At 65.0% G+C, this 23685-nt stretch carries 20 protein-coding genes; 10 read left to right on the top strand and 10 right to left on the bottom strand.

Going from position 1 to position 23685, the window contains the following annotated elements:
• Positions 1-188: 188 nt before the first annotated feature.
• A complete protein-coding gene (locus RXV95_RS02160) occupies positions 189-971 on the top strand; it encodes a 3'(2'),5'-bisphosphate nucleotidase CysQ (RefSeq protein WP_338467387.1) in 783 nt (260 codons plus the stop codon).
• A 45-nt stretch (positions 972-1016) separates the two neighbouring features.
• Here the strand turns inward: RXV95_RS02160 and RXV95_RS02155 are convergent, their stop codons facing one another.
• Together RXV95_RS02155 and RXV95_RS02150 are read right to left on the bottom strand one after the other, a co-directional pair.
• Entirely contained in the window at positions 1017-2012 is a 996-nt protein-coding gene (locus tag RXV95_RS02155; RefSeq protein WP_338467386.1) for an aldo/keto reductase, read from the bottom strand.
• A 111-nt stretch (positions 2013-2123) separates the two neighbouring features.
• Entirely contained in the window at positions 2124-2819 is a 696-nt protein-coding gene (locus RXV95_RS02150; RefSeq protein WP_338467385.1) for an OmpA family protein, read from the bottom strand.
• A 241-nt stretch (positions 2820-3060) separates the two neighbouring features.
• Here RXV95_RS02150 and RXV95_RS02145 point away from each other — a divergent pair, with 241 nt between their 5' ends.
• Complete coding sequence (locus tag RXV95_RS02145) at positions 3061-4392, top strand: hemolysin family protein (RefSeq protein ID WP_338467384.1); 1332 nt, start codon at positions 3061-3063, stop codon at positions 4390-4392.
• A gap of 36 nt (positions 4393-4428) precedes the next feature.
• Here RXV95_RS02145 and RXV95_RS02140 read toward each other — a convergent pair whose 3' ends face one another.
• On the bottom strand, positions 4429-6144 hold the full coding sequence (locus RXV95_RS02140) for a diguanylate cyclase (protein ID WP_338467383.1): 1716 nt from the start codon (positions 6142-6144) through the stop codon (positions 4429-4431).
• Between the two features lie 75 nt (positions 6145-6219).
• A complete protein-coding gene (gene ald, locus RXV95_RS02135) occupies positions 6220-7335 on the bottom strand; it encodes an alanine dehydrogenase (protein WP_338467382.1) in 1116 nt (371 codons plus the stop codon).
• A 134-nt stretch (positions 7336-7469) separates the two neighbouring features.
• Between ald and RXV95_RS02130 the strand changes: the two genes are divergently transcribed.
• Genes RXV95_RS02130 through RXV95_RS02120 form a run of 3 tightly spaced genes read left to right on the top strand, consistent with a single transcriptional unit; the run spans position 7470 to position 9430 of the window.
• Positions 7470-7931, top strand: coding sequence for an Lrp/AsnC family transcriptional regulator (locus RXV95_RS02130; RefSeq protein ID WP_338467381.1), 462 nt, complete (start codon positions 7470-7472; stop codon positions 7929-7931).
• 45 nt (positions 7932-7976) lie between these two features.
• On the top strand, positions 7977-8609 hold the full coding sequence (locus tag RXV95_RS02125; RefSeq protein WP_338467380.1) for a flavin reductase family protein: 633 nt from the start codon (positions 7977-7979) through the stop codon (positions 8607-8609).
• The gene (locus tag RXV95_RS02120; protein WP_338467379.1) at positions 8585-9430 is read left to right on the top strand and encodes a kinase; all 846 of its coding nucleotides are present in this window, start codon (positions 8585-8587) and stop codon (positions 9428-9430) included. The genes RXV95_RS02125 and RXV95_RS02120 overlap by 25 nt, the downstream gene beginning before the upstream one ends.
• Here the strand turns inward: RXV95_RS02120 and RXV95_RS02115 are convergent.
• From RXV95_RS02115 to RXV95_RS02105, 3 genes are all read right to left on the bottom strand, one after another.
• Positions 9427-10197, bottom strand: coding sequence for an SDR family NAD(P)-dependent oxidoreductase (locus RXV95_RS02115; protein WP_338467378.1), 771 nt, complete (start codon positions 10195-10197; stop codon positions 9427-9429). The two genes, RXV95_RS02120 and RXV95_RS02115, sit on opposite strands and share 4 nt — an antisense overlap.
• A 170-nt stretch (positions 10198-10367) precedes the next feature.
• On the bottom strand, positions 10368-12746 hold the full coding sequence (locus RXV95_RS02110; RefSeq protein WP_338467377.1) for a DNA translocase FtsK 4TM domain-containing protein: 2379 nt from the start codon (positions 12744-12746) through the stop codon (positions 10368-10370).
• Positions 12747-12879: 133 nt separating this feature from the next.
• A complete protein-coding gene (locus RXV95_RS02105; protein ID WP_338467376.1) occupies positions 12880-13416 on the bottom strand; it encodes a thiamine phosphate synthase in 537 nt (178 codons plus the stop codon).
• 22 nt (positions 13417-13438) lie between these two features.
• Here RXV95_RS02105 and RXV95_RS02100 point away from each other — a divergent pair, with 22 nt between their 5' ends.
• The gene (locus RXV95_RS02100) at positions 13439-14101 is read left to right on the top strand and encodes a YggS family pyridoxal phosphate-dependent enzyme (protein WP_338467375.1); all 663 of its coding nucleotides are present in this window, start codon (positions 13439-13441) and stop codon (positions 14099-14101) included.
• Positions 14102-14133: 32 nt separating this feature from the next.
• Here RXV95_RS02100 and pyk read toward each other — a convergent pair whose 3' ends face one another.
• Positions 14134-15603 carry a pyruvate kinase gene (pyk, locus tag RXV95_RS02095; RefSeq protein WP_338467374.1) on the bottom strand — a complete coding sequence of 490 codons (1470 nt, stop codon included), beginning with the start codon at positions 15601-15603 and terminating at the stop codon, positions 14134-14136.
• Between the two features lie 105 nt (positions 15604-15708).
• On the opposite strand from pyk, the gene RXV95_RS02090 reads away from it, so the two are divergent.
• Both RXV95_RS02090 and RXV95_RS02085 read left to right on the top strand, forming a co-directional pair.
• Positions 15709-16026 carry a DUF1244 domain-containing protein gene (locus RXV95_RS02090; protein WP_338467373.1) on the top strand — a complete coding sequence of 106 codons (318 nt, stop codon included), beginning with the start codon at positions 15709-15711 and terminating at the stop codon, positions 16024-16026.
• 105 nt (positions 16027-16131) lie between these two features.
• Positions 16132-16368, top strand: a complete 237-nt coding sequence (locus RXV95_RS02085; RefSeq protein WP_338467372.1) for a DUF2312 domain-containing protein — start codon at positions 16132-16134, stop codon at positions 16366-16368.
• A gap of 10 nt (positions 16369-16378) precedes the next feature.
• On the opposite strand, the gene RXV95_RS02080 is transcribed toward RXV95_RS02085, so the two are convergent.
• Positions 16379-16837 (bottom strand): hypothetical protein, encoded by a 459-nt coding sequence (locus RXV95_RS02080; RefSeq protein WP_338467371.1) that lies wholly within the window; start codon positions 16835-16837, stop codon positions 16379-16381.
• Positions 16838-16905: 68 nt separating this feature from the next.
• Between RXV95_RS02080 and glpX the strand changes: the two genes are divergently transcribed.
• Together glpX and RXV95_RS02070 are read left to right on the top strand one after the other, a co-directional pair.
• Positions 16906-17901, top strand: a complete 996-nt coding sequence (gene glpX / locus RXV95_RS02075; protein WP_338467370.1) for a class II fructose-bisphosphatase — start codon at positions 16906-16908, stop codon at positions 17899-17901.
• A 52-nt stretch (positions 17902-17953) separates the two neighbouring features.
• Entirely contained in the window at positions 17954-19096 is a 1143-nt protein-coding gene (locus RXV95_RS02070; RefSeq protein ID WP_338467369.1) for a serine hydrolase domain-containing protein, read from the top strand.
• 227 nt (positions 19097-19323) lie between these two features.
• On the opposite strand, the gene rpoC is transcribed toward RXV95_RS02070, so the two are convergent.
• Positions 19324-23616, bottom strand: coding sequence for a DNA-directed RNA polymerase subunit beta' (rpoC, locus tag RXV95_RS02065; protein WP_338467368.1), 4293 nt, complete (start codon positions 23614-23616; stop codon positions 19324-19326).
• Positions 23617-23685 lie beyond the last annotated feature (69 nt).

Below are 23685 nucleotides of genomic sequence, written 5' to 3'. Positions count from 1 at the left end.
TCGCCGGTGCCTAAAGCACAGCAAATGCCCTTTTGGAAGGGCGTCTTTCGGGGATTTTCGCTATTGCGAAGCAAATGCACATTATCCAGAGCGATTGCGGCATGGCGCGGCTGGCATGATCGCGCATTGCACCGGCTTCGGCGCACGATTGACTGCACGCCGCAAAGGTAACAAGGGCAAGAGCCCCCATGATAGATTACGATCGCCTCGAAGAAATCGTCCGCGCCGCCGGTCGCATCGCACTCGCGCGATGGCCGGGCCATGGCCACAAGCTGGACGTGTGGGACAAATCGCCAGACAACCCGGTAAGCGAAGCCGATCTTGCCTGCGACGCCTTCCTGAAGCGCGAACTGGGGGCTTTGCTTCCTTCGGCGGGCTGGCTTTCGGAAGAAACGGTGGATCATCCCGAACGCGTATCCAAGGGGCTTTGCTGGCTGGTCGACCCGATAGACGGCACCCGCGATTTCGTGCGCGGACGCGATGGCTGGGCCATATCGGTGGCGCTGGTCAGCAACGGGAGGCCGCTGATCGGCATCCTCGACGCGCCGGCGCGCCGCCACTTGTGGAGCGCGATGGCCGGACGCGGGGCGACGCTTAACGGAAAACCGCTCCATGCCAGCAGCCGCACCGAACTGGTCGGCGCGCGCGTTCCGGCGGACAGCCTGGCTACGGTCGATTCGGACCTTGTTCTGGTGGAAAAGCCCAATTCGATCGCGCTGCGCATGGCAATGGTCGCCGCCGACCAGGCCGACTTGCTGGCCACCTTGCGCTGGGGATTCGAATGGGACGTTGCCGCCGCCGCACTGATCGCCCGCGAGGCCGGCGCAGCGGTTTCCGACGCGTTCGGCAATGCGCTGGCCTATAACAAGCACGATCCGCGCGCATTCGGCGTTCTGGTCACCGCGCCGAAAATCCATGCGGCCGCTGTCGAGCGGCTCTCTGGCAGGGCAATGCAAATCGCCTATGGCTGACGTGCATGGCCCGCTGCGCGTGCATTCGCGGCGGGCCGGGCATTGTCAGGCGAATTCCTCTGTATCGATCGCGCGCTGGGTAATCGCATTGTAGCGCGGGCCCGCAACGGTCTCGCGATTTATCAGGGCATCGAGTTCGGCCACCAGATCGTCCGAAGGCTCCCAGTCCCACTGCGCGATGTTTTCTTCCAGGTGCGCAAGGCTGCTCGTGCCCGGAATCGCCACCACGTGCGGCCCGCGCGAAAGAACCCAGGCGAGCGAGAGCTGCGCCGGGGTAACGCCCTCGCGCGCGGCGATGGCGCCGAATTCCTTTGCCAGCGCGGCATTGGCCGGGAAGTTGTCTTCCTGGAACCGTGGCATGCTGTGGCGAAGATCGCGTTCGGGCAGGTTTTCGGGATCGAGCGCCGGGTTGGCCAGCAACCCCCGCCCTACCGGCGAAAAGGCGACAAATGTCGTGCCCAGTTCGCGGCAGGCTTCCAGCACCGCGATTTCCGGATTGCGGGTCATCAGCGAATATTCGGTCTGCATCGCGGCAATCGGGTGGACGGCCGCCGCCTTGCGCAGCGTGTCGGCCGACATTTCGGACAGGCCGATCGCGCCGATCTTCCCTTCCCTGATAAGGTCGGCCAGCGCGCCCACCGAATCCTCTATCGGCACGTTGAAATCGCGCCGGTGAAGGTAATAGAGATCGATGTGATCGGTCTGCAGAAGTTCGAGCGACCTTTCGACTGCGTTGCGTATCGTTTCAGGCGTGCAATCGATGCGGCGCTTGCTGCCTTCGACGATGATCCCGGTCTTCGACGATAGCAGGAACTTGTCGCGATGGCGCGACAGGGCCTTGCCGATCAGCGTCTCGTTGTGGCCAAGGCCATAGATCCGCGCCGTGTCGAAATTGTCATATCCCAGTTCCAGCGCGCGTTCGAGAACCCTGGTGCCATCCGCTTCGGACGGCGGCGTGCCATAGGCCCAGCTGAGCGACATGCATCCAAGGCCGATCGGATTGACTTCACGGCCAGCCAGTGTGCGGCGGGAAAAGGACATCGGAAACTCCTCGCTTGGGGCGCGCTGCGTTCCCTTGCCGTTGCCAGCCGGGCGACCCGAAGGTCAACCCGGCTTGCTATGGTTCATTACAATTTTACGGATGGCGCGGCGTCAGTTGCCGTTCGCCCGCGCGGCGGCGACGTCTTCCTGCGTAACCGGCACGATCTTGATTTCCACGCGGCGGTTCCTGGCACGGCCCTCGGGCGTATCGTTCGACGCAACCGGCTGGCTCTCGCCAAAGCCCTGCCAGCGAATGCGGGCCGAAGAGACCCCGCGCGAAGACAGGTAATCGGCGACCGCCTTGGCGCGGCGTTCCGACAGCGTCTGGTTATAATCCGCCGAGCCGGTCGAATCCGTATGGCCGTAAACGTCGATCAGGCTGTTGGGATAGTCGTTGAGCGATTGCGCAACCTTGTCCAGCGTCGGGCGGAAGCCGGGCTGGATCGCGAAGCTGTCAACCGGGAAGGTAACGCCGTCCGGCAGGTTGACGAGGATCGACTTGCCGCCATCGGCGGAACTGACGTCTACCCCGGAGCCCGCGGTGCTTTCCTTGAGCTGCTTGATCTGCTTGTCCATCGTGTAGCCGACGGCGCCGCCGGCGATGCCGCCGATGCCCGCGCCGATGATGCGGCCGGTGCCCCCGCCGATCAGGCCGCCCAGCAACATACCCGCCAACGCGCCGCCGCCGGCGCCCAGCGCGGTGCGCGAGACCTTCTGCTGGCCGGTATTGGGGTCGGTTACGCAGCCCGAAAGGCTGACAAGCGAAATGGCGGCAACGCCCGAGATAAGTGCGCGACGAAGTTGCATGCTGGAACGATCCTTTCGCATCCTGTGGTTTTCCGGCTTGGTATTCTGGTCCGGCCCACCCTCCATGATAGGAAAAACAGGCCGCCTCGGGAACATAAACTGGCACCATAGCGATCAGGTTCCCCGATCATGGCAGGTTGCCGTGTAATGGCGTCACTTTCATTGCGGCAGGACAAGCCCGATGCGCGCGGTTATTCAGGGGGACTTCGCCTCTTCGCGCTAATCTGCTAGCGCCTCGGGCGTGTCGCCCTTTCCCTGGCCCGATCTGTTCATCATTCTCGGCCTCGTGCTGCTCAACGGCCTGTTCGCCATGTCGGAGCTCGCGATCGTCTCTGCGCGCACATCGCGCCTGAAAGTGGCGGCGGACAATGGAAGCCGCGCGGCCGAAACCGCAATCGCGCTGGCGGCCGAACCGGGCAAGTTCCTGTCCACGGTGCAATCGGGCATCACGCTCGTCGGCATAATCGCGGGGGCCTATTCCGGGGCGAGCCTTGGCGGGCCGGTGGGTGAACGTCTCGCCGCGCTGGGCCTGCCTGCCGAATGGGCGGATCAGGCCGGTTTCGCGGTTGTCATCGCCATCACCACTTACGTCAGCCTGGTGATCGGCGAACTCGTGCCCAAGCAGCTCGCCTTGCGGGCGGCGGAACCTATCGCGATTCTGGCGGCGCGCCCGATGGCCACGCTGGCGCGGATCACCGCGCCGTTCGTCTGGATTCTCGACCGGTCCTCTTCGCTGATCCTGCGCCTTGCCGGCGTGCGACAACAGGGAGAGGCGGCCGTCACGGCGGAAGAACTGCACATGATCTTCGCCGAAGCGACCCGTTCCGGCGTGATCGAGGAAGACGACCGCGCGATCATGACCGGGATCATGCGGCTTGCCGAACGGCCGGCACGCGAAGTCATGACGCCGCGGACCGAGCTTTACTGGATAGAGCGCCGCGCCGCCGAACAGGACATCCGCAACGCCATCGTCGAATGTCCGCATTCGCTGATGCCGGTGGCGGACGGGTCCGTCGACAAGATCGTGGGCGTGGTAAAGGTGCGCGACATACAGGCGGTGCTGCTGCGCGGCCGCAAGGTCCAGCTGGGCCGCCTGATGAAGAAGCCTACGATCGTGCCCGACCAGATCGACGCGATGGACGCGCTGCGCGTGCTTCAACAGGCCGACGTGGCGATGGCGCTGGTGCATGACGAATATGGGCACCTGGAAGGGATCGTGACCCCGGCGGACCTGCTTTCGGCCATCGCCGGCGATTTCGTCAGCCACCAGGACGAAGGCGACGAGCCGCTGGTGGTTGAGCGCGACGACGGATCGCTGCTGGTCGCCGGCGCGATGCCGGCCGACGCGCTGGCCGACAAGCTGGACATCACGCTTCCCGAGGACCGCGACTTCGCGACGGCGGCGGGCTTCGCACTTTCCGTGCTCAAGCGCCTGCCGCACGAGGGCGAGCATTTCGCGGAACAGGGCTGGCGCTTCGAAGTGATCGACATGGACGGCCGCAAGATCGACAAGCTGCTGGTGACGCGCGAAGAACGGCCGGCGAACGACGCGGAACCGGCAGGACAGGCCTGAACCGAATCCCAGCATCCCGATAGGCGGCCACCTGGATCAGGCGGCGTGACCGCGCCTGTGGATACCCGTGTTCTTTCGCCCGAATTCGTGCACCCGCTCGCTCATCGTGCGGTTCCGGCCGCAGCGCTTCGCCTCGTAAAGCAGGCGGTCGCAATGGTCGAAAAGCGATGAATAATCGTAACCGAAGCCGTTCGCGCCGGATTTGTCCGCGACCTCGCGGATGACAAGGCCCATGCTGGCGGTGACGATCGCATCGAGGCCCGGCACCGCCGATGCGACCCGGCCGGGAATCGCCTGCCGGCGCCGTTCCGCCCGAACTTCGATATCGTCGCCCGCGAACAGCAGTACGAACTCCTCGCCGCCAAGGCGCACGGCGACCGTATCCTTGTCGGGCGAAAGGGCATCGGCCACGGCGGCAAGCACCTTGTCTCCAACCGCGTGGCCGTGCCGGTCGTTGACGAGCTTGAAGTGATCCAGATCGACCAGCGCCATCGCCCGAAAGCCCTTTCGCCGAAGTTCGGGCAGCTTTTCTTCCAGCCCTCGCCGGTTCAGCAGCCCGGTAAGCGCATCGCGCTCTGCCCGCAGGCCCAGCATTCGCGCCTGGGAAACCGCGCGGTCACGCTGGCGGCGGATAATCATGAAACGGTCCGCAACGCCCAGGGCCGCGATGATTACTTCCCAGGCGATGGCGATATGCTGTTCGACCTGCAATTCCAGCGGATGCGCCGTCAGGCCCAGTGCCGACGCGATGCGCCCAAGCCCGACCAGCATGAACGGCGCCCAGGCCACGATCTGGAAGTTCACCGCGCGGCTGCGCTTCATCCGCGCGGCTGTCATCGTCCAGGCGAACAATACCAGCACCGGCACGAACGATGCGTAATATGCCATCCACCCCCACGGGCGAAGCGGGCCGCTGGCAAAAAGGTAAACGCCCGTCCACACCGCGATCCACACACCGCTGAGGCGCAACAGCCGCCGTTCCACAACCCGCAGCTTCCCGGCTTCGATCAGGTCCGCCGAAAAGGCGGCAGCGGCGGCGATTCCGATCCCGAAGCTGAACGCCGAAGCATAGCGCAAGGCGAGCAGCGGCAGGTCCAGGAAGATGTTGAACAGCCCCGATGTGGCCAGCGTCTGGACCAGCATCATCACCACAACCACCGCGTGCCACAGCAGGAACCGTTCGCGCAGGATGCGATAGAAGGCGATGTTGAACAGCAGCGGAATGCACAGCATCCCGCACAGCGCGGCGATCAGGAGGTTGAACCCCGCGCCCGCGCCCTTGTTGCCGTCCGGGCCGGTAAGCCTTGCATCGGCGACCAGACCCGCATGCATCGGCTCTACGAAGTCCGCCACGACGTATGCGGGCCGTTCGCCCAGCGCGGGCAGGCGCGTTGCCGCCAGCCAGCCGCCGCTGCCCGGGTCGAGGTCCGTTCCCCGCACCGTTCTGGTGGCGGAGCGACCGTCGGCTCCAAACGCCGTCAGCCGCACTTCGCGCGCAAGGTTGAGCCGCGTGGTCAGCAGAACGGGGGCCGGGCCTTCCACCCCGCGAAGATCGAAGCGGATAAGCACGCGATCGCGCGTGATATCCCAATTGCCGTTCCGGCAGGTCCAGCGCGCGGGATCGGCGGCCACGGTGGCAAAGGATTCGCGTGGCCCCGCCGCCGCATGGCAGGTCGAACCGGGCGCAAATCCGCCGGTTTCGGCCGATGCCGGGCCAACATCCAAAAGCAGCGCCACAAGCGCCGCCAGCAAAAACAGAATCCTACCCGGCCGCATGAACCGGATATTGGCCCGATCCTCCTTAAATCAGGTTAAGTCCCATCCGGATCAATCGACGATTTCCGCAACCGGCGTGTATGCATAACCAAGTTCGCTGGCGACCGCGGCATAGGTAACCTTGCCCGCGTGGACATTAAGCCCCGCTGCCAGGTGCGGATTTTCCGAAAGCGCGGCTTTCCATCCCTTCTCCGCTATTCGCAGCGCATGCGGAAGCGTCACGTTATTCAGCGCATATGTGCTGGTGCGCGCCACCGCGCCGGGCATGTTGGCAACGCAATAGTGGACGATGCCGTCGACAATGAACGTCGGGTCCGCGTGCGTAGTGGGGTGACTGGTTTCGAAACAGCCGCCCTGGTCGATCGCGACGTCGACCAGCACCGCGCCTTTCTTCATGTCGCCCAGCATGGCGCGCGTCACCAGCTTGGGCGCGGCCGCGCCCGGAATCAGCACCGCACCGATCACCAGATCGGCCTCACACACCGAATCGTGCAGGTTCGCTTCGTTCGAAAAACGCGTCTTCGCGCGGCTTTCGAAGTGGTTGCCAAGCCGTTCCAGCACTTCCGGATCGCGATCCAGGATCGTCACGTCCGCGCCCAGACCCACGGCCATCTGCGCGGCGTTGAAGCCCACCACGCCGCCGCCGATCACCGCGACCTTGCCCGGCATGACGCCCGGCACACCGCCCAGCAGGACGCCGCGCCCGCCGTGCGCCTTTTCCAGCGCGGTGGCGCCAGCCTGTATGCTCATCCGGCCGGCCACCTGGCTCATCGGCTTGAGCAAGGGCAGCGAGCCATGCGGACCGGTGACCGTTTCATAGGCGATCGCGGTGACGCCCGACTTCACAAGGTCCGCCGTCTGTTCGGGGTCGGGGGCAAGGTGGAGGTATGTATAAAGGATCTGGCCCTCGCGCAGCATCGCGCGTTCCTGCGGCTGCGGCTCTTTCACCTTCACGATCATCTCGCAGGCGTCGAACACGGTTTTCGCATCCGGCTGGATTGTCCCGCCGGCAACGACATATTCGCTGTCGGTTGCGCCGATGCCCAGACCGGCGCCTGTCTCTACCCATACCTCGTGCCCGTGCGCGACCAGTTCGCGCACGCTTTCCGGCGTCAGGCCGACGCGATATTCGTGGTTCTTGATTTCCTTGACGGTGCCGACGCGCATGGAGCCTCTCCGGAGTTGTTGCCGACCCTGAGAATACGCCGTTTCGCCCGGGAAGTTTCACCTGAAATCAGCTTTCGCGCAACCTCGGTTGATGATATTTCCCGGTTTTGCATTCAAATTCGGGAAATTATCTCATGGATCGTGCCGATGTCGCTCTCGTAAAGGCGCTGCAAAGCGATTCCTCGCGCTCGATTGCCGAACTGGCCCAATTGGCGGGCATGTCGTCTTCGGCATGCCACCGGCGGATCAAGGCGCTTGAGGAAGCCGGGCTGATCGCCGGTTACGCCGCGCAGGTCGATCCGGGAAAACTGGGCCTGAAACTGCTGGCGTTCGTGGAAATCACGCTGACGCACCAGAGCCGCGAGGCAATGGACCGGTTCGAAAGCGCGGTACAGGATTTCGACGACATTCTGGACTGCCACCTGATGTCGGGCAGCGCCGACTATCTCCTGCGCGTCGCCGCAGCAGACCTTGACCAGTATGACCGTATCCATCGCGATTGCCTGGCGCGCTTGCCGGGCGTTTCCACGATGCGATCGGCCTTTTCCATCCGGCGGATCAAGCACAGGCGCGGCTATCCCGTATCGATGGCGTAGCGGACGCCCCTTGCAGCCAAAACGCAGGCCGCCTAGCTCCGGCACATGCTGTTCGACATGGAATCGCTTTCACCGGCAGAGCGTTACAAGTTGCTGGTCAACACTGTCACGCCGCGCCCGATCGCGTGGACGGTCACGCTGGATGAAAACGGCACCGCCAACTGCGCACCGCACAGCTTTTTCAACGTGCTGTCGAATGCGCCGCCGCTGGTCGCGCTGGGGCTGATGCCCAACCCGTCCGGCGGCGACAAGGATACCGCGCGGATCATCAGGGCGACCGGGGAATTCACCATCGCGCTGGTGGGCGAAGCGGATGCCGAAGCGATGAACCTTACCGCGATAAACGCCCCCGCCGGAACCAGCGAACTGGACCTGGCGGAGATCGCCACTTGCCCGTCCGGAAAGGTAGCGCCGCCGCTGATCGCATCTGCGCCGGTTTCGATGGAGTGCCGCACCTGGCAATTGATCGAACCCGCGCCCGGCAACCTGATCGTGCTGGGCGAAGTCGTCGCCATGCACATCAAGGACGCGTTCCTGGGCAGAGAGGGCGGCAAGCTGCGCATAGACAACCCGGCGATGCGGCTGATCGGCCGCACGCACGGCACCGGAAGCTATGTCCGCAATGGCGACAGCTTTCATATGAAGCGCAAGGCATGGCCGCCGGAAACCACGTCCTGACAGGCGGTCCCGATCCCGCGCTGGTCCGGCGGCTGACGGCAACGGTCGCGCGGGAACAGGCCGTGCATGGCAACAGGCTGCTGGTCGTCGGCATCACCGGCGCGCAAGGCTCCGGCAAATCGACGCTCGCCGCCGCGCTGGCGGATCGGCTGGCCGGCATGGCCTTGCCCACCGCCATTCTCTCGCTGGACGACCTTTATCTTACCCGCGCGGAGCGTATGCGGCTGGCGCAAACGGTCCATCCGCTTTTCGCCACACGCGGCGTGCCGGGCACGCATGACGTTGCGCTCGGGCTTTCGGTCATCGCCGCGCTGGAACACGGCGAAGCGGCGCGCCTGCCGCGCTTCGACAAGGCGAAAGACGATCGCCTGCCGGAGAGCGAATGGCCCGCGGCGCCCGCCGGATGCCGTGTCCTTCTGTTCGAGGGATGGTGCGTGGGCGCAAGGCCGCAAGAGGCCGATGCGCTGGCCGATCCGGTCAACACGCTGGAAGCGACGGAAGACCCGCATGGCATCTGGCGTGGGCACGCAAACGCCGCGCTGGGCGGCCCCTATCGCGCATTGTTCGACCGGATAGACCTGCTGATCCTGCTCGCCGCACCCGGTTTCGGCGTCGTATCCGAATGGCGCGAAGAACAGGAAGCGAAGCTGCGCACGCGGTCCGACGGGGCGCGAGTGATGCCCCCCGCGCAAGTCGAACGTTTTATCCGCCATTACGAACGGATTACCCGGCACATCCTAGCCGAAATGCCCGCACGCGCGGATGTGACCGTGCGGCTCGGCTCCGGGCGCGAAGTGCTGGCGATAGAGGGCCGAGGCTAGGCGTTGCGAACCATCAGACCGCCGTCGACCGGAATCACCGTGCCGGTGATGAAAGACGCGGCGGGAAGGCACAGCGAAAGCGTGACGTGCGCAACCTCTTCCGGCTCGCCATAACGTCTCAGCGCGGTGCGGCGCCTTGCGTAGAGCTCCTTGTCTCCCTCTGGTACCGCATCGGTCATCCCGGTGCGGATCGGGCCGGGGCAAATGCAGTTCACGGTGATCCCTTCCTTGCCGAATTCCAGCGCAAGGGCGCGGGTAAGCCCGGTTACACCGGCCTTCGCCGCGCAATAGGCGCTGTCGTATGCGGTCGCGCCCAGCGCCTCTGTCGATGCGATGTTGACCACGCGCGGCGCGGACGACTTGCGCAGGAACGGCAGCGCCTTGCGGATCACGCGCTGGTGCGCGGAAAGGTCGATGCGCAGGATACGTTCCCAGTTGGCGTCATAGCCATCGTCTTCCAGCGGCAGGAACCCCGATACGCCCGCATTGTTGACCACGATATCGAGCCGGTCGTGCCAGCCGAGCACATCGGCCATGCCGCGATCGATCGCCGCAGGATCGCCCACGTCGATCACGAAGCCGCGCGCGGTGCCGCCCGCCGCCTCTATTGCCGCAACGGTCCGGGCCAGACCCTCCTCGTTCACATCGGCGGCCGCCACCAGTGCGCCTTCCTGCGCGAACAGGATCGCGGTTGCCCGTCCCATCCCGCTGCCCGCCCCGGTTACCAGTGCGACCATGCCCTCTATCGAACGGCTGAACCTCTCCATGACCTCTCCTCTCGCATGTTTGCCCGGCAGGCTATCACGTGAAAGGCTTCAGGCCAGAGCGTATCTTGCCCTTAGATTCATCGGGGTGAGCGGCAAACGTTTCGCGGCGGCGCGAGTCTCGCTCCCCTCCCGCTTGCGGGAGGGTTTGCAGGTGAACGTTTCCACCGTCGCTAAAGCGGGTTTCCATCCCTGTCGCGATAGATATCGCGGCGGCCCACGTGGTTGGCGGGGCCGACCAGCCCGTCCGCCTCCATGCGCTCGATCCACTTGGCGGCGGTGTTGTAGCCCACGCCCATCTGCCGCTGGATCCAGCTCGCGCTCGCCTTCTGGCTTTCGAACACCAACTGGCACACCTGGCGGTACTTGCGCTCTTCCGGGCTGTCGGACGCGGCATCGATATCGTCGAAGCCGAAGCCGCCGTCTTCCGGCTCTTCGGTCACCGCGTCGATATACTCGGGCGATCCCTGCGCGCGCCAGTGATCGGCCACCTTCTCCACTTCCTCGTCCGATACGAACGGGCCGTGGACGCGCTTTATCGGGTCGGAATTGGGCTTGTAGAGCATGTCGCCCTTGCCCAGCAGCTGTTCGGCCCCGCGTTCGCCAAGGATCGTGCGGCTGTCTATCTGGCCGGTCACGGCAAAACTGATGCGCGTGGGCAGGTTCGCCTTGATGACGCCGGTGATAACGTCGACCGAGGGACGCTGCGTCGCCATGATCAGGTGGATGCCCGCCGCGCGGCTCTTTTGCGAAAGCCGCTGGATCAGCACCTCGATTTCCTTGCCGACCGTCACCATCAGGTCGGCCAGTTCGTCCACGATCACCACGATCTGAGGCAGCACTTCGTAATCGAGCTGTTCTTCCTCGAACAGTTCCTCGCCCGTATCGGGATCGAAGCCGGTCTGCACACGGCGGCCCAGCGGCTTGCCCTTGGCGATTGCGGCGCGAACCTTGTCGTTGAAGCCGGTAAGGTTGCGCACGCCGATAGAGCTCATCATGCGATAGCGGCGCTCCATCTCTTCCACCGCCCATTTCAGCGAACGCACGGCCTTGGCCGGTTCGGTGACGACGGGCGAAAGCAGGTGCGGAATATCGTCGTAACTCTTGAGCTCCAGCACCTTGGGGTCGACCAGGATCAGGCGGCATTCCCTGGGCGTCAGGCGATATAGCAGCGACAGAAGGATGCAGTTGAGCCCAACCGACTTGCCCGAACCGGTGGTGCCGGCCACCAGAAGGTGGGGCATGGAGGCAAGATCGGCCACCACGGGTTCGCCCGCGATATCCTTGCCCAGGATAATCGGCAGCATTCCCTTGGCGCCGACGAAGGCATCGCACGAAACCAGCTCTCTGAACGACACCATCTGGCGGTCCGCATTGGGCAGTTCGATGCCCATCACGGTCCGCCCGGGAATGGAAGAGACGCGCGCGGAAACCGCGCTCATGTTGCGGGCGATGTCGTCGGCCAGGCCCATGACGCGGCTGGCCTTGGTGCCGGGTGCGGGTTCCAGTTCGTACATCGTCACAACCGGGCCGGTGCGCACAGCGGTGACTTCGCCCTGCACCTTGAAATCGTCGAGCACGTTTTCAAGCAGGCGCGCATTGCGCTCAAGCGCCAGCTTGTCGATCTTCTGCTGCGATCCGGCGGGCGGTTCGGCAAGGATTTCGATTGATGGCAGCTCGAACGTGTCGAACAGGTCGCGCTGCGCGGCCTTGCCGGTAAGTTTGGACGGCGCCTGCGGCTTGCGCGGATCGACGATCTCCGTCTGCCGCCGCGCGGCCGGTTCGGGCGCATCGGGAACAACGCGCGGGTCGGCGCGGGGGGCGGAGCGCGGCTCTTTCGGCTTGCGTTCGAGCACGGCCGATCCGCCATCGTTGCCGCGCGTCAGACGCGGGCGGCGTTTCAGGACATCGGGAACGCTCAACCAACTACGCCAGTCCAGTGCGAAAACGCGCCCCGCGATCACCACGCCCGCAACGAACAGCGCGATGGTCGCGGCAAGGATCGCCCAGCCGCGCGCTGCTTCGGGCAAGAGGGCAGCCAGTGCATTGACGCCGTCCGCGCCCAGCAGCCCGGCAAGGCCGCCAAGACCGGCGGGAAGCCCGCGCGGCGCGGAAAGCGCCAGCGCCAGCACGGTGCCCAGCAGCACCATCGCCACCAGCAGGAGCAACGCCGGACGCCACCATGCCTGGGCCGTGCCATCCGCGTCATCATCGTCATCGAGGCCGCCTTCGACATCGCCCGCCGCGTCCCACAGCTCCTTGCCCAGGATATAGAGCATCGGCACCAGCGCCGCGCCGGGTATGCCGAACAGGAACAGCGCCATGTCCGCGGTCCACGCCCCGGCGCTGCCCATCCAGTTCTGGACCGGGCCACCCGCGGCGGTGTTCCACGAAGGGTCGGTCTGGGTATAGCTGACCAGCGCAAGCGCAAGGAATGCCGCCGCCAGGAACAGCACGCTTCCGCCGACGAGTTCCGCACTGCGCCGGACGCTGCGGCGCAAGACCGCGCGCCAATCCGCGCCTGTGCGAGACGATGCTGCCCGTGAAGCCATGTTCCCTTCCCCGCGCCACGCGCGGCCCCTTTGCGGAGGGTATAATCGCGCCGAGCGGACTCAGCGTCAAGAATCCTTGGGAATCAATCGTGTCGTGCGCGAATCAGGCCCTTGAATAACAAGCGAAGAAATATCACGCGAAGGCGTCTATCGCCGCCCAGCCATGCACCGGAAACCGCCGCGCGCGCTTTGCTGACATGCCGCCCAGCGCGATGACCGGCAGCGGAGACTGACGCGCCAGAAAAAGGAACCGGACCGGTCCAAGCGCCTTTCCGCCGGGGTGGCTGCGCGTTGCAAACACGGGGGAAAGCAGCACCGCATCGGCCCCGCCGCGCGCCGCGACCGCCAGTTCGCGCAACGAATGCGCGGTCGCAAGGCGAAGACCGCCGGTGGGGCGGCCAAGCGCGGACGGCGCTCCATAGGCTCCCCCCGCGCCCCAGCCCCGCGCGAGGCGGCTGCTTCCGGCAAGCACGGGAACCAGCCCGCGCGATCGCGCCGTTTTTGCCAACCGGGCGAAGCGGGCGCGCCGCGCGGTAACGGGCAAATGGTAATGCCGGAAAATCACGCCGCTGCCGCGCGGCAGGCGGCGCATGGCGCGATCCAGCGCCGCATCGTTGCGCGCATCGGTCAACAACCAGAGGCCGGGTATCGCGGGGTGGCGCTTCGCCATGCGCGCGCTATAGCACCGCGCCATGAGCACGCCAGCCGACCTTCTTGCCGATATCCGCCACCGCATCGCCGCCGCCGCGAAGCTCGCCCGGCGCAAGGCCGACGCCGTCACGCTGGTCGCCGTGTCGAAAACGCACCCGGCCGAGGCAATCGAGCCGCTGATCCATGCCGGTCAACGCGTGTTCGGCGAAAACCGCGTGCAGGAAGCGCAGGACAAGTGGCCCGCACTGATCGAGCGGCATCCCTCGATAGAACTGCACCTTGTCGGCCAGTTGCAATCGAACAAGGCGGAAGACGCGGTGCGCCTGTTCGACTGCATCCATTCGCTCGACCGGCCATCGCTGGTAAAGGCGCTGGCGAAAGCGATGGACAAGGCAGACCGCCGTGTGCCCTGCTTCGTGCAGGTCAACATTGGCGAGGAAGACCAGAAGGGCGGGTGTCCGATAGACGACCTGCCCGCGCTGCTGGAACAGGCAGGCGACGCCGGCCTGCCGGTGATCGGGCTGATGTGCGTTCCCCCGCTGGAAGTGGAACCAGCACCCTATTTCGCGCTTATGGCGAAGATGGCCGCCGACAACGGGCTTACGGGCCTGAGCATGGGCATGAGCGGCGATTTCGAGACGGCCGTGACGCTGGGCGCCACCCACGTGCGCGTGGGAAGTGCGCTGTTCGGCGCGCGCGAATAGGCGCCGGGCGGCGGGCTTGTCCCTTACGCCTCTCAACCCTCGTCGTGGCGATCCAGTTCGTTTCCGGCGAGCGTCACAACATGGAGCAGATTGGTCGATCCCGGCGTGCCGAACGGGACGCCCGCCAGCGTTACCAGTTTCGAACCGGCCTGGCCGAAACCGTGGCGCAGTGCCATGCGCTTGCCCTTGGCGATCATCTCTTCGAAGCTGCCGATATCCCTGGTGCTGACCGCGTGCGCGCCCCACAACAAGCCCATGCGCCGGGCCGTGGCGGCCGACGGGGTGAGCACCAGCATCGGCACGCCGGGCCGTTCGCGCGCCACGCGCCGCGCGGTTGAGCCGGAGCCGGTGAACACGATGATCCCGGCAATCGGCAGCGTGCCCGATATGCTGGCACAGGCTTCCGCCAGCGCATCGGCGGTCGTCGCATCGGGCTTTGTCTCGGTAAAGTGGACGCGCGCGGCATAGCCGGGATCCTGTTCCACCTGGCTGGCGATGCGATGCATGATCGTTACTGCTTCCTCCGGCCATTCGCCCGCGGCGGTTTCGGCCGAAAGCATCACCGCGTCGGCTCCGTCGTAAACCGCGTTGGCAACGTCGGACACTTCGGCGCGGGTCGGGGTGGGCGCTTCGATCATCGATTCGAGCATCTGCGTCGCCACCACGACCGGCTTGCCCTGCCGGCGCGAGGTTTCGACGATGCGCTTTTGCAGCGGCGGCACCTCTTCCGGGTTCAGTTCCACGCCCAGGTCGCCGCGCGCGACCATGATTCCGTCCGAAAGCTCAACAATCTCGTCCAGCCGGCTGACCGCGGAAGGCTTTTCGATCTTCGCCATCAGCGCGCCATGGCCGCCCATCAGCCGCCGCGCCTCAGCCACGTCCTCGGGCCGCTGCACGAACGAGAGCGCGATCCAGTCGACATTATGATGCACGGCGAACGACAGGTCGCGGCGGTCCTTCTCGGTCAGCGCGGGCACCGGGACGACCGCGTCGGGCACGTTCACGCCCTTCCGGTCGGAGATTACGCCGCCCACTTCGGCGCTGCACAGGATCTCGTCCTCGCCCGCGCGAATCACTTTCAGCCTGATCTTGCCGTCATTGATCAGCAGCCGCTGGCCCTTTTCGAGGATCCCGAACAGTTCGGGATGCGGCAGGCATACCCGCTTGTCGTCGCCCGGCTCGGGATTGCGATCCAGCGTGAAGTGCGCGGAATGGCGGATTACCGCCTGGCCGTCGCGGAACGTGCCCACGCGCAGCTTCGGCCCCTGCAGATCGCACAGAACGGTGATCGGCCGGCTCACCTTCTTTTCCAGCGAGCGGATCGCCGCGATCGTTTCGGCATGGGTCGCGTGGTCGCCGTGGCTCATGTTCACGCGGAACGCATCGGCGCCCGCGTGGAACAGCTTTTCCAGCATTTCGGGCGAGCGGCTGGCCGGCCCTACGGTGGCGAGAATCTTGACCTTTCGGCCACGCGGGTCGAGCTTGTGATCGATCTTGGCCACGAATGGTTCCTTGGCAACGCCGGCCGTTGGCCGTTGGGGCAACGGGCACTTGCAATCGTGCGCGCCTATGGCGCATTGCGCGTGAAAACCCAAGGGATGCTTGCAATGGATACGAATTCAGCCGACCCGCTCGACACTTTGCCGGACGACGTGGCCGCCGCCGCCTTTCGCCGCCTGGTGCGCCACCTTCGTCATCGCCACGACGCGCAGAACATAGACCTTATGGGTCTTGCCGGATTTTGCCGCAATTGCCTGGCGGACTGGATCAACGATGCGGGTGCCGGGCTGGACAAGGCGGCCGCGCGCGAGGCGATTCACGGCATGCCGATGGCCGAATGGAAGGCGAAATTCCAGACAGAGGCGACGCCCGAGCAGCTGGCGCGGATGGAAGAAAGCCTGAAGAAGAACGGCGGCACGCACTGATTCGCGAACCGCGCGGTGGATTTCCACAGGTAGCGCTTTGCCCGAATCCGCGCGGCGTCATAAGAGCCTCGGCCAACCGATTCATACCTCTGGAGATTACCCCCGATGGCCGATTCCGCCGACGACCGCCTGCGCCTCCTGATCGAACGTATCGAGCGCCTTGAAGAAGAGAAGAAAGGCATCGGCGAAGACATCAAGGACGTCTATGCCGAGGCCAAGGCGGTGGGATACGACGTGAAGATCATGCGCCAGATCGTCCGCCTGCGTAAGATGAAGCCCGACGACCGGCGCGAGATGGAAGCCATCCTCGATACCTACAAGAACGCGCTCGGCATCGAATAGGTCCGGGGGCTCAGCCCGGAGACTTTTCACCCTTCGCGATCTTGTCCGCGTCCGATCCCGGCGGGGGTTCGGGCAGCTTGGTGATGTCGAAATAATAGACCGGCGGCGGCGGACAGGGCGGTATGAAGCAGCCCTTGAAGGTCACGCCGCCCTGCAGCTTGGGATAGCTGAACACGTCGGGCGCGCGCGGGGCACCGCTGCCGGTGGTGCGCGACGTATCGTGCTGTACCGGCAGGGGCAGCTTCTGGCGCGCGTTTTCAAGGTTCTTTCCGCAGACGAGTATCTGCCCCGGCTTGCGGTTTTCCGGGCGACAGGCCTTGGGCGTCGTGTCGATCGATTTCTTCTGCCGGTCGATCGCTTCCTGTACGTGGCGGTCCGCCTCGGACGCGGCATTCTGGGCATGCGCGACCGCAGGCATGGATACGATTGCCGGAACAATCGTCACCATGGCGACAGCAAATCTCGACAAGCAGCCCTCCGCGCGGCTAGTGAGCCCCCGCGCATACGTCCGCATGCCCGCCTGAATCAGGAGTGAATGTGACCATCCAGACTTCCACCAGCCCCGAGGCCAGCCACGTCCTTGACCGCGTCCTCGTGCTAGAGATGGTCCGTGTGACCGAAGCCGCCGCCATCGCCGCATCGAAGCTGATCGGCCGCGGCGACGAAAAGGCCGCCGATGCCGCCGCTGTCGAAGCGATGCGCACCGCGTTCAACGATCTCTACATGGACGGAACCGTGGTGATCGGCGAAGGTGAGCGCGACGAGGCGCCGATGCTCTATATCGGCGAAAAGGTGGGCAACGCGATCGGCAAGGGGCCGAAGATCGACATCGCGCTCGATCCGCTGGAAGGCACCACCATCACCGCCAAGGCCGGTCCCAACGCGCTGGCCGTTCTCGCCATCGCGGAGGAAGGCTGCCTGCTGAACGCGCCTGATGTCTATATGGACAAGATCGCCGTCGGTCCGGGCTATCCCGCCGGCGTGATCGACCTGGACAAGTCGGTGAAGGAAAACGTCGAGGCGGTGGCCAGGGCGAAGGGCGTGAAGCCCGACGAGATCATCGTCTGCGTGCTCGACCGGCCGCGCCATGCCGATCTGATCGCACAACTGCGCGATCTTGGCTGCGGCGTGCAGCTGATTCCCGACGGCGATGTGGCCGGCGTGATCGCCACGACGGACGAGGATACCACGATCGATATCTACATGGGCTCTGGCGGCGCACCCGAAGGCGTGCTTGCCGCCGCCGCGCTTCGCTGCGTGGGCGGCCAGTTCAAGGGCCGCCTGCTGTTCCGCAACGACGACGAGCGTGGCCGCGCACACAAGTGGGGCATCGAAGACCTGAACAAGCAATACGACCTGACAGACCTTGCCAAGGGCGATTGCATCTTCGCGGCAACCGGCGTGACAGACGGATCGCTGCTGGACGGTGTGAAACGCCTGCGCGGCGGGCTGGTGACCACCGAAAGCGTGGTGATGCGCGCCAGTTCGGGCACCGTGCGCTGGATCAAGGGCGAACACCGCAAGGCAGGATAAGCGGATCGCGATTGTGCTTCCGGCGCGGTCCGCAAGGCGTTAGCTTTGCCCGATGATCGACGACAGCAAGCTTCTCGCCGCATTCGAATCCGCCCGCTTGCCCGGCGCGGCCTTCGCCATCGTTGACCGCGACGGCACGCGCTATTCGCGCGCGACCGGACAGGCCGACGTATCGAGCGGCCGGGCGATGCAGGAAGCGACACCCTGCCAGATCGCTTCGATGACCAAGGCGCTGGTCTCGGCAGGTGCGATGCAACTGGTGGAACAGGGCCGGATCGCACTCGATGCACCGATCGATGCCGTCCTGCCGGAACTAGCCGATCCGCAGGTTCTGACGGGGTTCGACGAAGGCGGCCAGCCAATCACCCGGCCCGCCGCGCGGCCGCTTACACTGCGGCACCTGCTTACGCATACCTCGGGCTTCGGCTATTCGTTCATCCATCCCGAAATCCTGAAGTATTATTCCGCCAGGGGAATGCCAGCCGCCGGATCGCTCGATACGATCCGCATCCCGCTGCTTTTCGATCCGGGCGAGCGCTGGGAATACGGCGTGTCGACCGACTGGGTCGGCCAGGCGATAGAGGCGCTGACCGGGATGCGGCTGGGCGATTACCTTGCCGAAAACGTCTTCGCGCCGCTGGGCATGACGCAAACCGCCTTCCTGCCCGCCCTCCCCGATGATGCCGCGCGCGTCCATGTGCGCGCGAAGGACGGGGCGCTGGCACCGATCCCGGTCTATCTGGGCGGCGGCGAGTTCGACATGGGCGGCGGCGGCCTTGTTTCGACGATGCCGGACTATGCCCGGTTCATCCGCGCGATGCTGCGCGGCGGTGAGCTTGACGGCGCGCGCGTGCTTTCGGATGCGACGGTTGCCGAAATGCGGCGCAACCAGGTCGCACCGCTACGCGCCGGCTATATGGGAACCGCGATGCCGGAGATGGCCCAGCCGTTCGATACCTTCCCCGATCAGCACACCGGATGGGGCCTTGGTTTCCTGCTCAACCCCAATCCCGGCCCGGCCGGCCGCGCGCCGAACAGCATGGCATGGGCGGGCATATTCAATTCCTATTACTGGATAGACCCGGCAAGCGGGGTGGGCGGCGTGATGATGACCCAGCTTTCGCCTTTCGGCGACCCCGGAGCGCTTGGCGTGTTCGCCGAACTGGAGCGCATGGCTTATACCAACTTGCGCTGATTCCGCCCCATTACCGGCTTCGTGATGGCCCACCCCCTCCTGCAAGCGGGAGGGGAGCGAGACTTGCGTCGCCGCAGGCGGCGCTGGTCGCAGCGGGGCGGGAAACAGCGTAGCGGCGCTGCCGTCGATGTCGTGTCGCCACAACGCCTCGGCCACGAAAAAGCCCCGCCGGATCGCTCCGGCGGGGCTTTTCGTTTCAGCGTGGCTGGCGCCGAAGGCGGTGAAGCTTACGCTTCGTCGCCTTCCTTGCCTTCCTTCATCAGGTAGTCGCCGGCATCCGCGTCAGTGCCGTGGGTTTCACCCTCGACCGCCGCCAGCGGATCGTCGCCGATCGCCGCTTCCGGGCCTTCCTGAAGCTCGGCTGCATGCTCTTGCGCCGCGGTTTCGGGCGCGATCAGCGATTCCTGCAGCTTGCGGTACTGCGCGCGCAGCGCGGCATCGCGGCTGGAGGCGGCAACGCGCATCCGGTTCATGCCCGCGCCGGTACCGGCGGGGATGAGACGGCCGACGATGACGTTCTCCTTCAGACCGATCAGCGAATCGCGCTTGCCCTCGACCGCCGCCTGCGTGAGCACGCGGGTGGTCTCCTGGAACGAAGCCGCCGAAATGAACGAACGCGTTTGCAGCGAAGCCTTGGTGATGCCCAGCAGAACCGGCTTGCCTTCCGCGGGCTTCTGGCCCCCGGTCAGCTTGCTGTTGATCTCGTTCATCTCTTCGAGGTCGACCTGTTCGCCCGGCAGCAGGGTGGTGTCGCCTCCGTCGGTGATCTCGACCTTCTGGAGCATCTGGCGAACGATCACCTCGATGTGCTTGTCGTTGATCTTCACGCCCTGCAAGCGATAGACTTCCTGGATTTCCGCCACGAGGTATTCGGCCAGGGCTTCAACGCCCATGACTTCCAGGATGTCGTGCGGATCGGGCGAGCCCGAAATCAGGTTGTCGCCCTTCTTGACCCAGTCGCCTTCCTGCACGTCGATCACGCGGCTCTTGGGGATCAGGTATTCCACCGGATCGCCCTCTTCCGGAATGATCGCGATCTTGCGCTTGGCCTTGTAGTCGCGAACGAACTCGATACGGCCCGCGATCTTCGCGATGATCGAGTTATCCTTCGGCTTGCGCGCTTCGAACAGTTCGGCAACGCGCGGCAGACCACCGGTGATGTCGCGCGTCTTGGCGGCTTCGCGGCTGGCGCGGGCGAGGATGTCACCCGCATCAACCTGCTGGCCGTCCTCGACCGACAGCGTGGTGCCCGGCGCCATCATATAGCGCGCGGCTTCACCCGACGCATCGTCCAGCAAGGTCAGGCGCGGACGAAGGTCTTCCTTCTTGGCGCGACCCGTGGCGCGGTTTTCGGTCACCACGCGCTGCGCGATGCCGGTCGCCTCGTCGACCTGTTCGGTCAGGGTCTTGCCGTCGATCAGGTCCTGGTACTTCACCACGCCCGGCTTTTCGGTGATCACCGGCAGGGTGAACGGGTCCCACTCGGCCAGGCGATCGCCCTGCTTCACCGTCGCTCCGTTCTCATGGAGCAGGTGCGTACCGTAAGGCACGCGGTGCAGCGCGCGTTCACGCCCTTCGGCGTCGATCACGACGATCTCGCCATTGCGGGCGAGCGACAGCAGGCGGCCGCGCTTGTCCACGATGGTCGGGATGTCGCGGTATTCGACCGTGCCGTCCGAGATCGCCTCGAGGTGAGACTGTTCGTTCAGCTGGGCCGCGCCGCCGATGTGGAAGGTACGCATGGTAAGCTGCGTGCCCGGCTCGCCGATCGACTGCGCGGCGATGACACCCACGGCCTCGCCGATGTTGACCGGCGTACCGCGCGCAAGGTCGCGGCCATAGCAGGTGGCGCAGACGCCCTGTTCCGCCTCGCAAACCAGCGGCGAGCGGATCTTGGCGGACTGCACGCCTGCATCCTCGATCTTCTTGATCGCGGGCTCATCCAGCAGGGCGCCCTTCTCGACGATGACTTCGCCCGACTTCGCGTCGACAAGGTCTTCGGCAAGGGTGCGGCCCAGGATGCGTTCGCCAAGCGACGCGATGACCGAACCGCCCTGCACGATCGCGCGCATTTCCAGCGCCCGTTCGGTTCCGCAATCCTCGACGATGACGACACAATCCTGCGACACGTCGACAAGACGGCGGGTCAGGTAGCCCGAGTTCGCCGTCTTGAGCGCGGTATCGGCCAGCCCCTTGCGGGCGCCGTGGGTCGAGTTGAAGTATTCAAGGACGGTCAGGCCTTCCTTGAAGTTCGAGATGATCGGCGTTTCGATGATCTCGCCCGAAGGCTTGGCCATCAGGCCGCGCATGCCGGCAAGCTGCTTCATCTGCGTTGGCGAACCACGCGCGCCGGAGTGGCTCATCATATAGATCGAGTTGATCGGAGCCTCGCGCCCGTTCTCGTCGAGCGGGGTGGCCTTGATCTCTTCCATCATCGCATTCGCCACCTGGTCGCCGCAGCGGCTCCAGGCGTCGATCACCTTGTTGTACTTTTCCTGCTGGGTGATCAGGCCGTCCTGGTACTGCTGTTCATAGTCGGCAACCAGTGACTTGGTTTCCTCGACCATCTGGTCCTTGCTGTCGGGGATGATCATGTCGTCCTTGCCGAACGAAATGCCCGCCTTGAACGCGTGGCGGAAGCCCAGCGTCATGATCGCGTCGGCGAACAGCACCGTGTCCTTCTGGCCGGTGTGGCGATAGACCTCGTCGATCACGTCGCCGATGTCCTTCTTGGTGAGCAGGCGGTTGACCGTCTCGAAGGGCACCTTGTGGCTCTTGGGCAGGCATTCGCCGATCAGCATGCGGCCCGGCGTGGTTTCGAAGCGCTTCAGGTACTGTTCGCCCTTCTCGTCGGTCTGCGGCACGCGGGCCACGATCTTCGAGTGGAGCGTCACCGCCCCGGCGTTCAGCGCCTGGTGCACTTCGGCCATGTCGGCCAGCAGCATGCCTTCACCCGGCTCGCCCTGACGGTCCATCGACAGGTAATAGAGGCCCAGCACCATGTCCTGCGAAGGAACGATGATCGGCTTGCCGTTGGCGGGCGAGAGGATGTTGTTGGTGCTCATCATCAGCACGCGCGCTTCCAACTGGGCCTCAAGGCTCAGCGGGACGTGCACGGCCATCTGGTCACCGTCGAAGTCGGCGTTGAAGGCCGAGCAGACCAGCGGGTGAAGCTGGATCGCCTTGCCTTCGATCAGCACCGGCTCGAACGCCTGGATGCCCAGACGGTGAAGCGTGGGCGCGCGGTTGAGCATCACCGGGTGTTCGCGGATCACTTCGTCAAGGATGTCCCAGACTTCCTTGCGTTCCTTCTCCACCCACTTCTTCGCCTGCTTCAGCGTCATCGACAGGCCCTTGGCGTCGAGACGGGCGTAGATGAACGGCTTGAACAGTTCGAGCGCCATCTTCTTGGGCAACCCGCACTGGTGCAGCTTGAGTTCCGGCCCGGTCACGATGACCGAACGGCCCGAATAGTCGACGCGCTTGCCAAGCAGGTTCTGGCGGAAGCGGCCCTGCTTGCCCTTCAGCATGTCGGACAGCGACTTCAGCGGGCGCTTGTTGGCGCCGGTGATCACACGGCCGCGGCGGCCATTGTCGAACAGCGCATCGACCGCTTCCTGCAGCATGCGCTTTTCGTTGCGCACGATGATATCGGGCGCGCGCAGTTCGATCAGGCGCTTCAGGCGGTTGTTGCGGTTGATGACGCGGCGATAGAGGTCGTTGAGGTCCGACGTGGCGAAGCGGCCACCGTCGAGCGGCACCAGCGGGCGCAGTTCGGGCGGAATGACCGGCACGACATCGAGAATCATCCATTCGGGACGGTTGCCCGAATCGATGAAGCTTTCGACAACCTTCAGGCGCTTGATGATCTTCTTGGGCTTCAGCTCGCTCTTGGTGGTGGCGAGTTCCTCCATCAGGTCCTTGCGTTCCTGTTCGAGGTCGAGATCCATCAGCATCAGCTTGACCGCTTCGGCGCCGATGCCGGCGCTGAACGCGTCTTCGCCGTACTCGTCCTGGTACTCGTAAAGCTCGTCCTCGGTGATGAGCTGGAACTTTTCGAGCGGGGTCAGCCCCGGTTCGGTGACGATGTAGCTTTCAAAATAGAGCACGCGCTCAAGCTGCTTGAGCTGCATGTCGAGCAGCAGGCCGATGCGCGAAGGCAGCGACTTCAGGAACCAGATGTGCGCGACGGGCGCGGCCAGTTCGATGTGGCCCATGCGCTCGCGCCGGACCTTGGTCACGGTGACTTCGACGCCGCACTTTTCGCAGACGACGCCCTTGTACTTCATGCGCTTGTACTTGCCGCACAGGCACTCATAGTCCTTCACGGGGCCGAAGATGCGCGCGCAGAACAACCCGTCACGTTCGGGCTTGAACGTGCGGTAGTTGATCGTCTCGGGCTTCTTGATCTCGCCGAACGACCACGAGCGGATGCGCTCGGGGCTGGCAAGGCCGATCTGGATCTGGTCGAAGGTTTCGGGCTTCGCCATCTGGTTGGTGAACTTGGTCAGGTCGTTCATTCTTCAATTCCTCGCTTGGAGGGTAATCTTTCAGTGCCGGAAAGTGGGGCGGGCGACCCGAAGGCCGCC

The organism is Novosphingobium sp. ZN18A2, assembly GCF_036784765.1.
Lineage (GTDB): Bacteria > Pseudomonadota > Alphaproteobacteria > Sphingomonadales > Sphingomonadaceae > Novosphingobium.
This window is presented reverse-complemented; position numbering and strand designations above follow the sequence as displayed.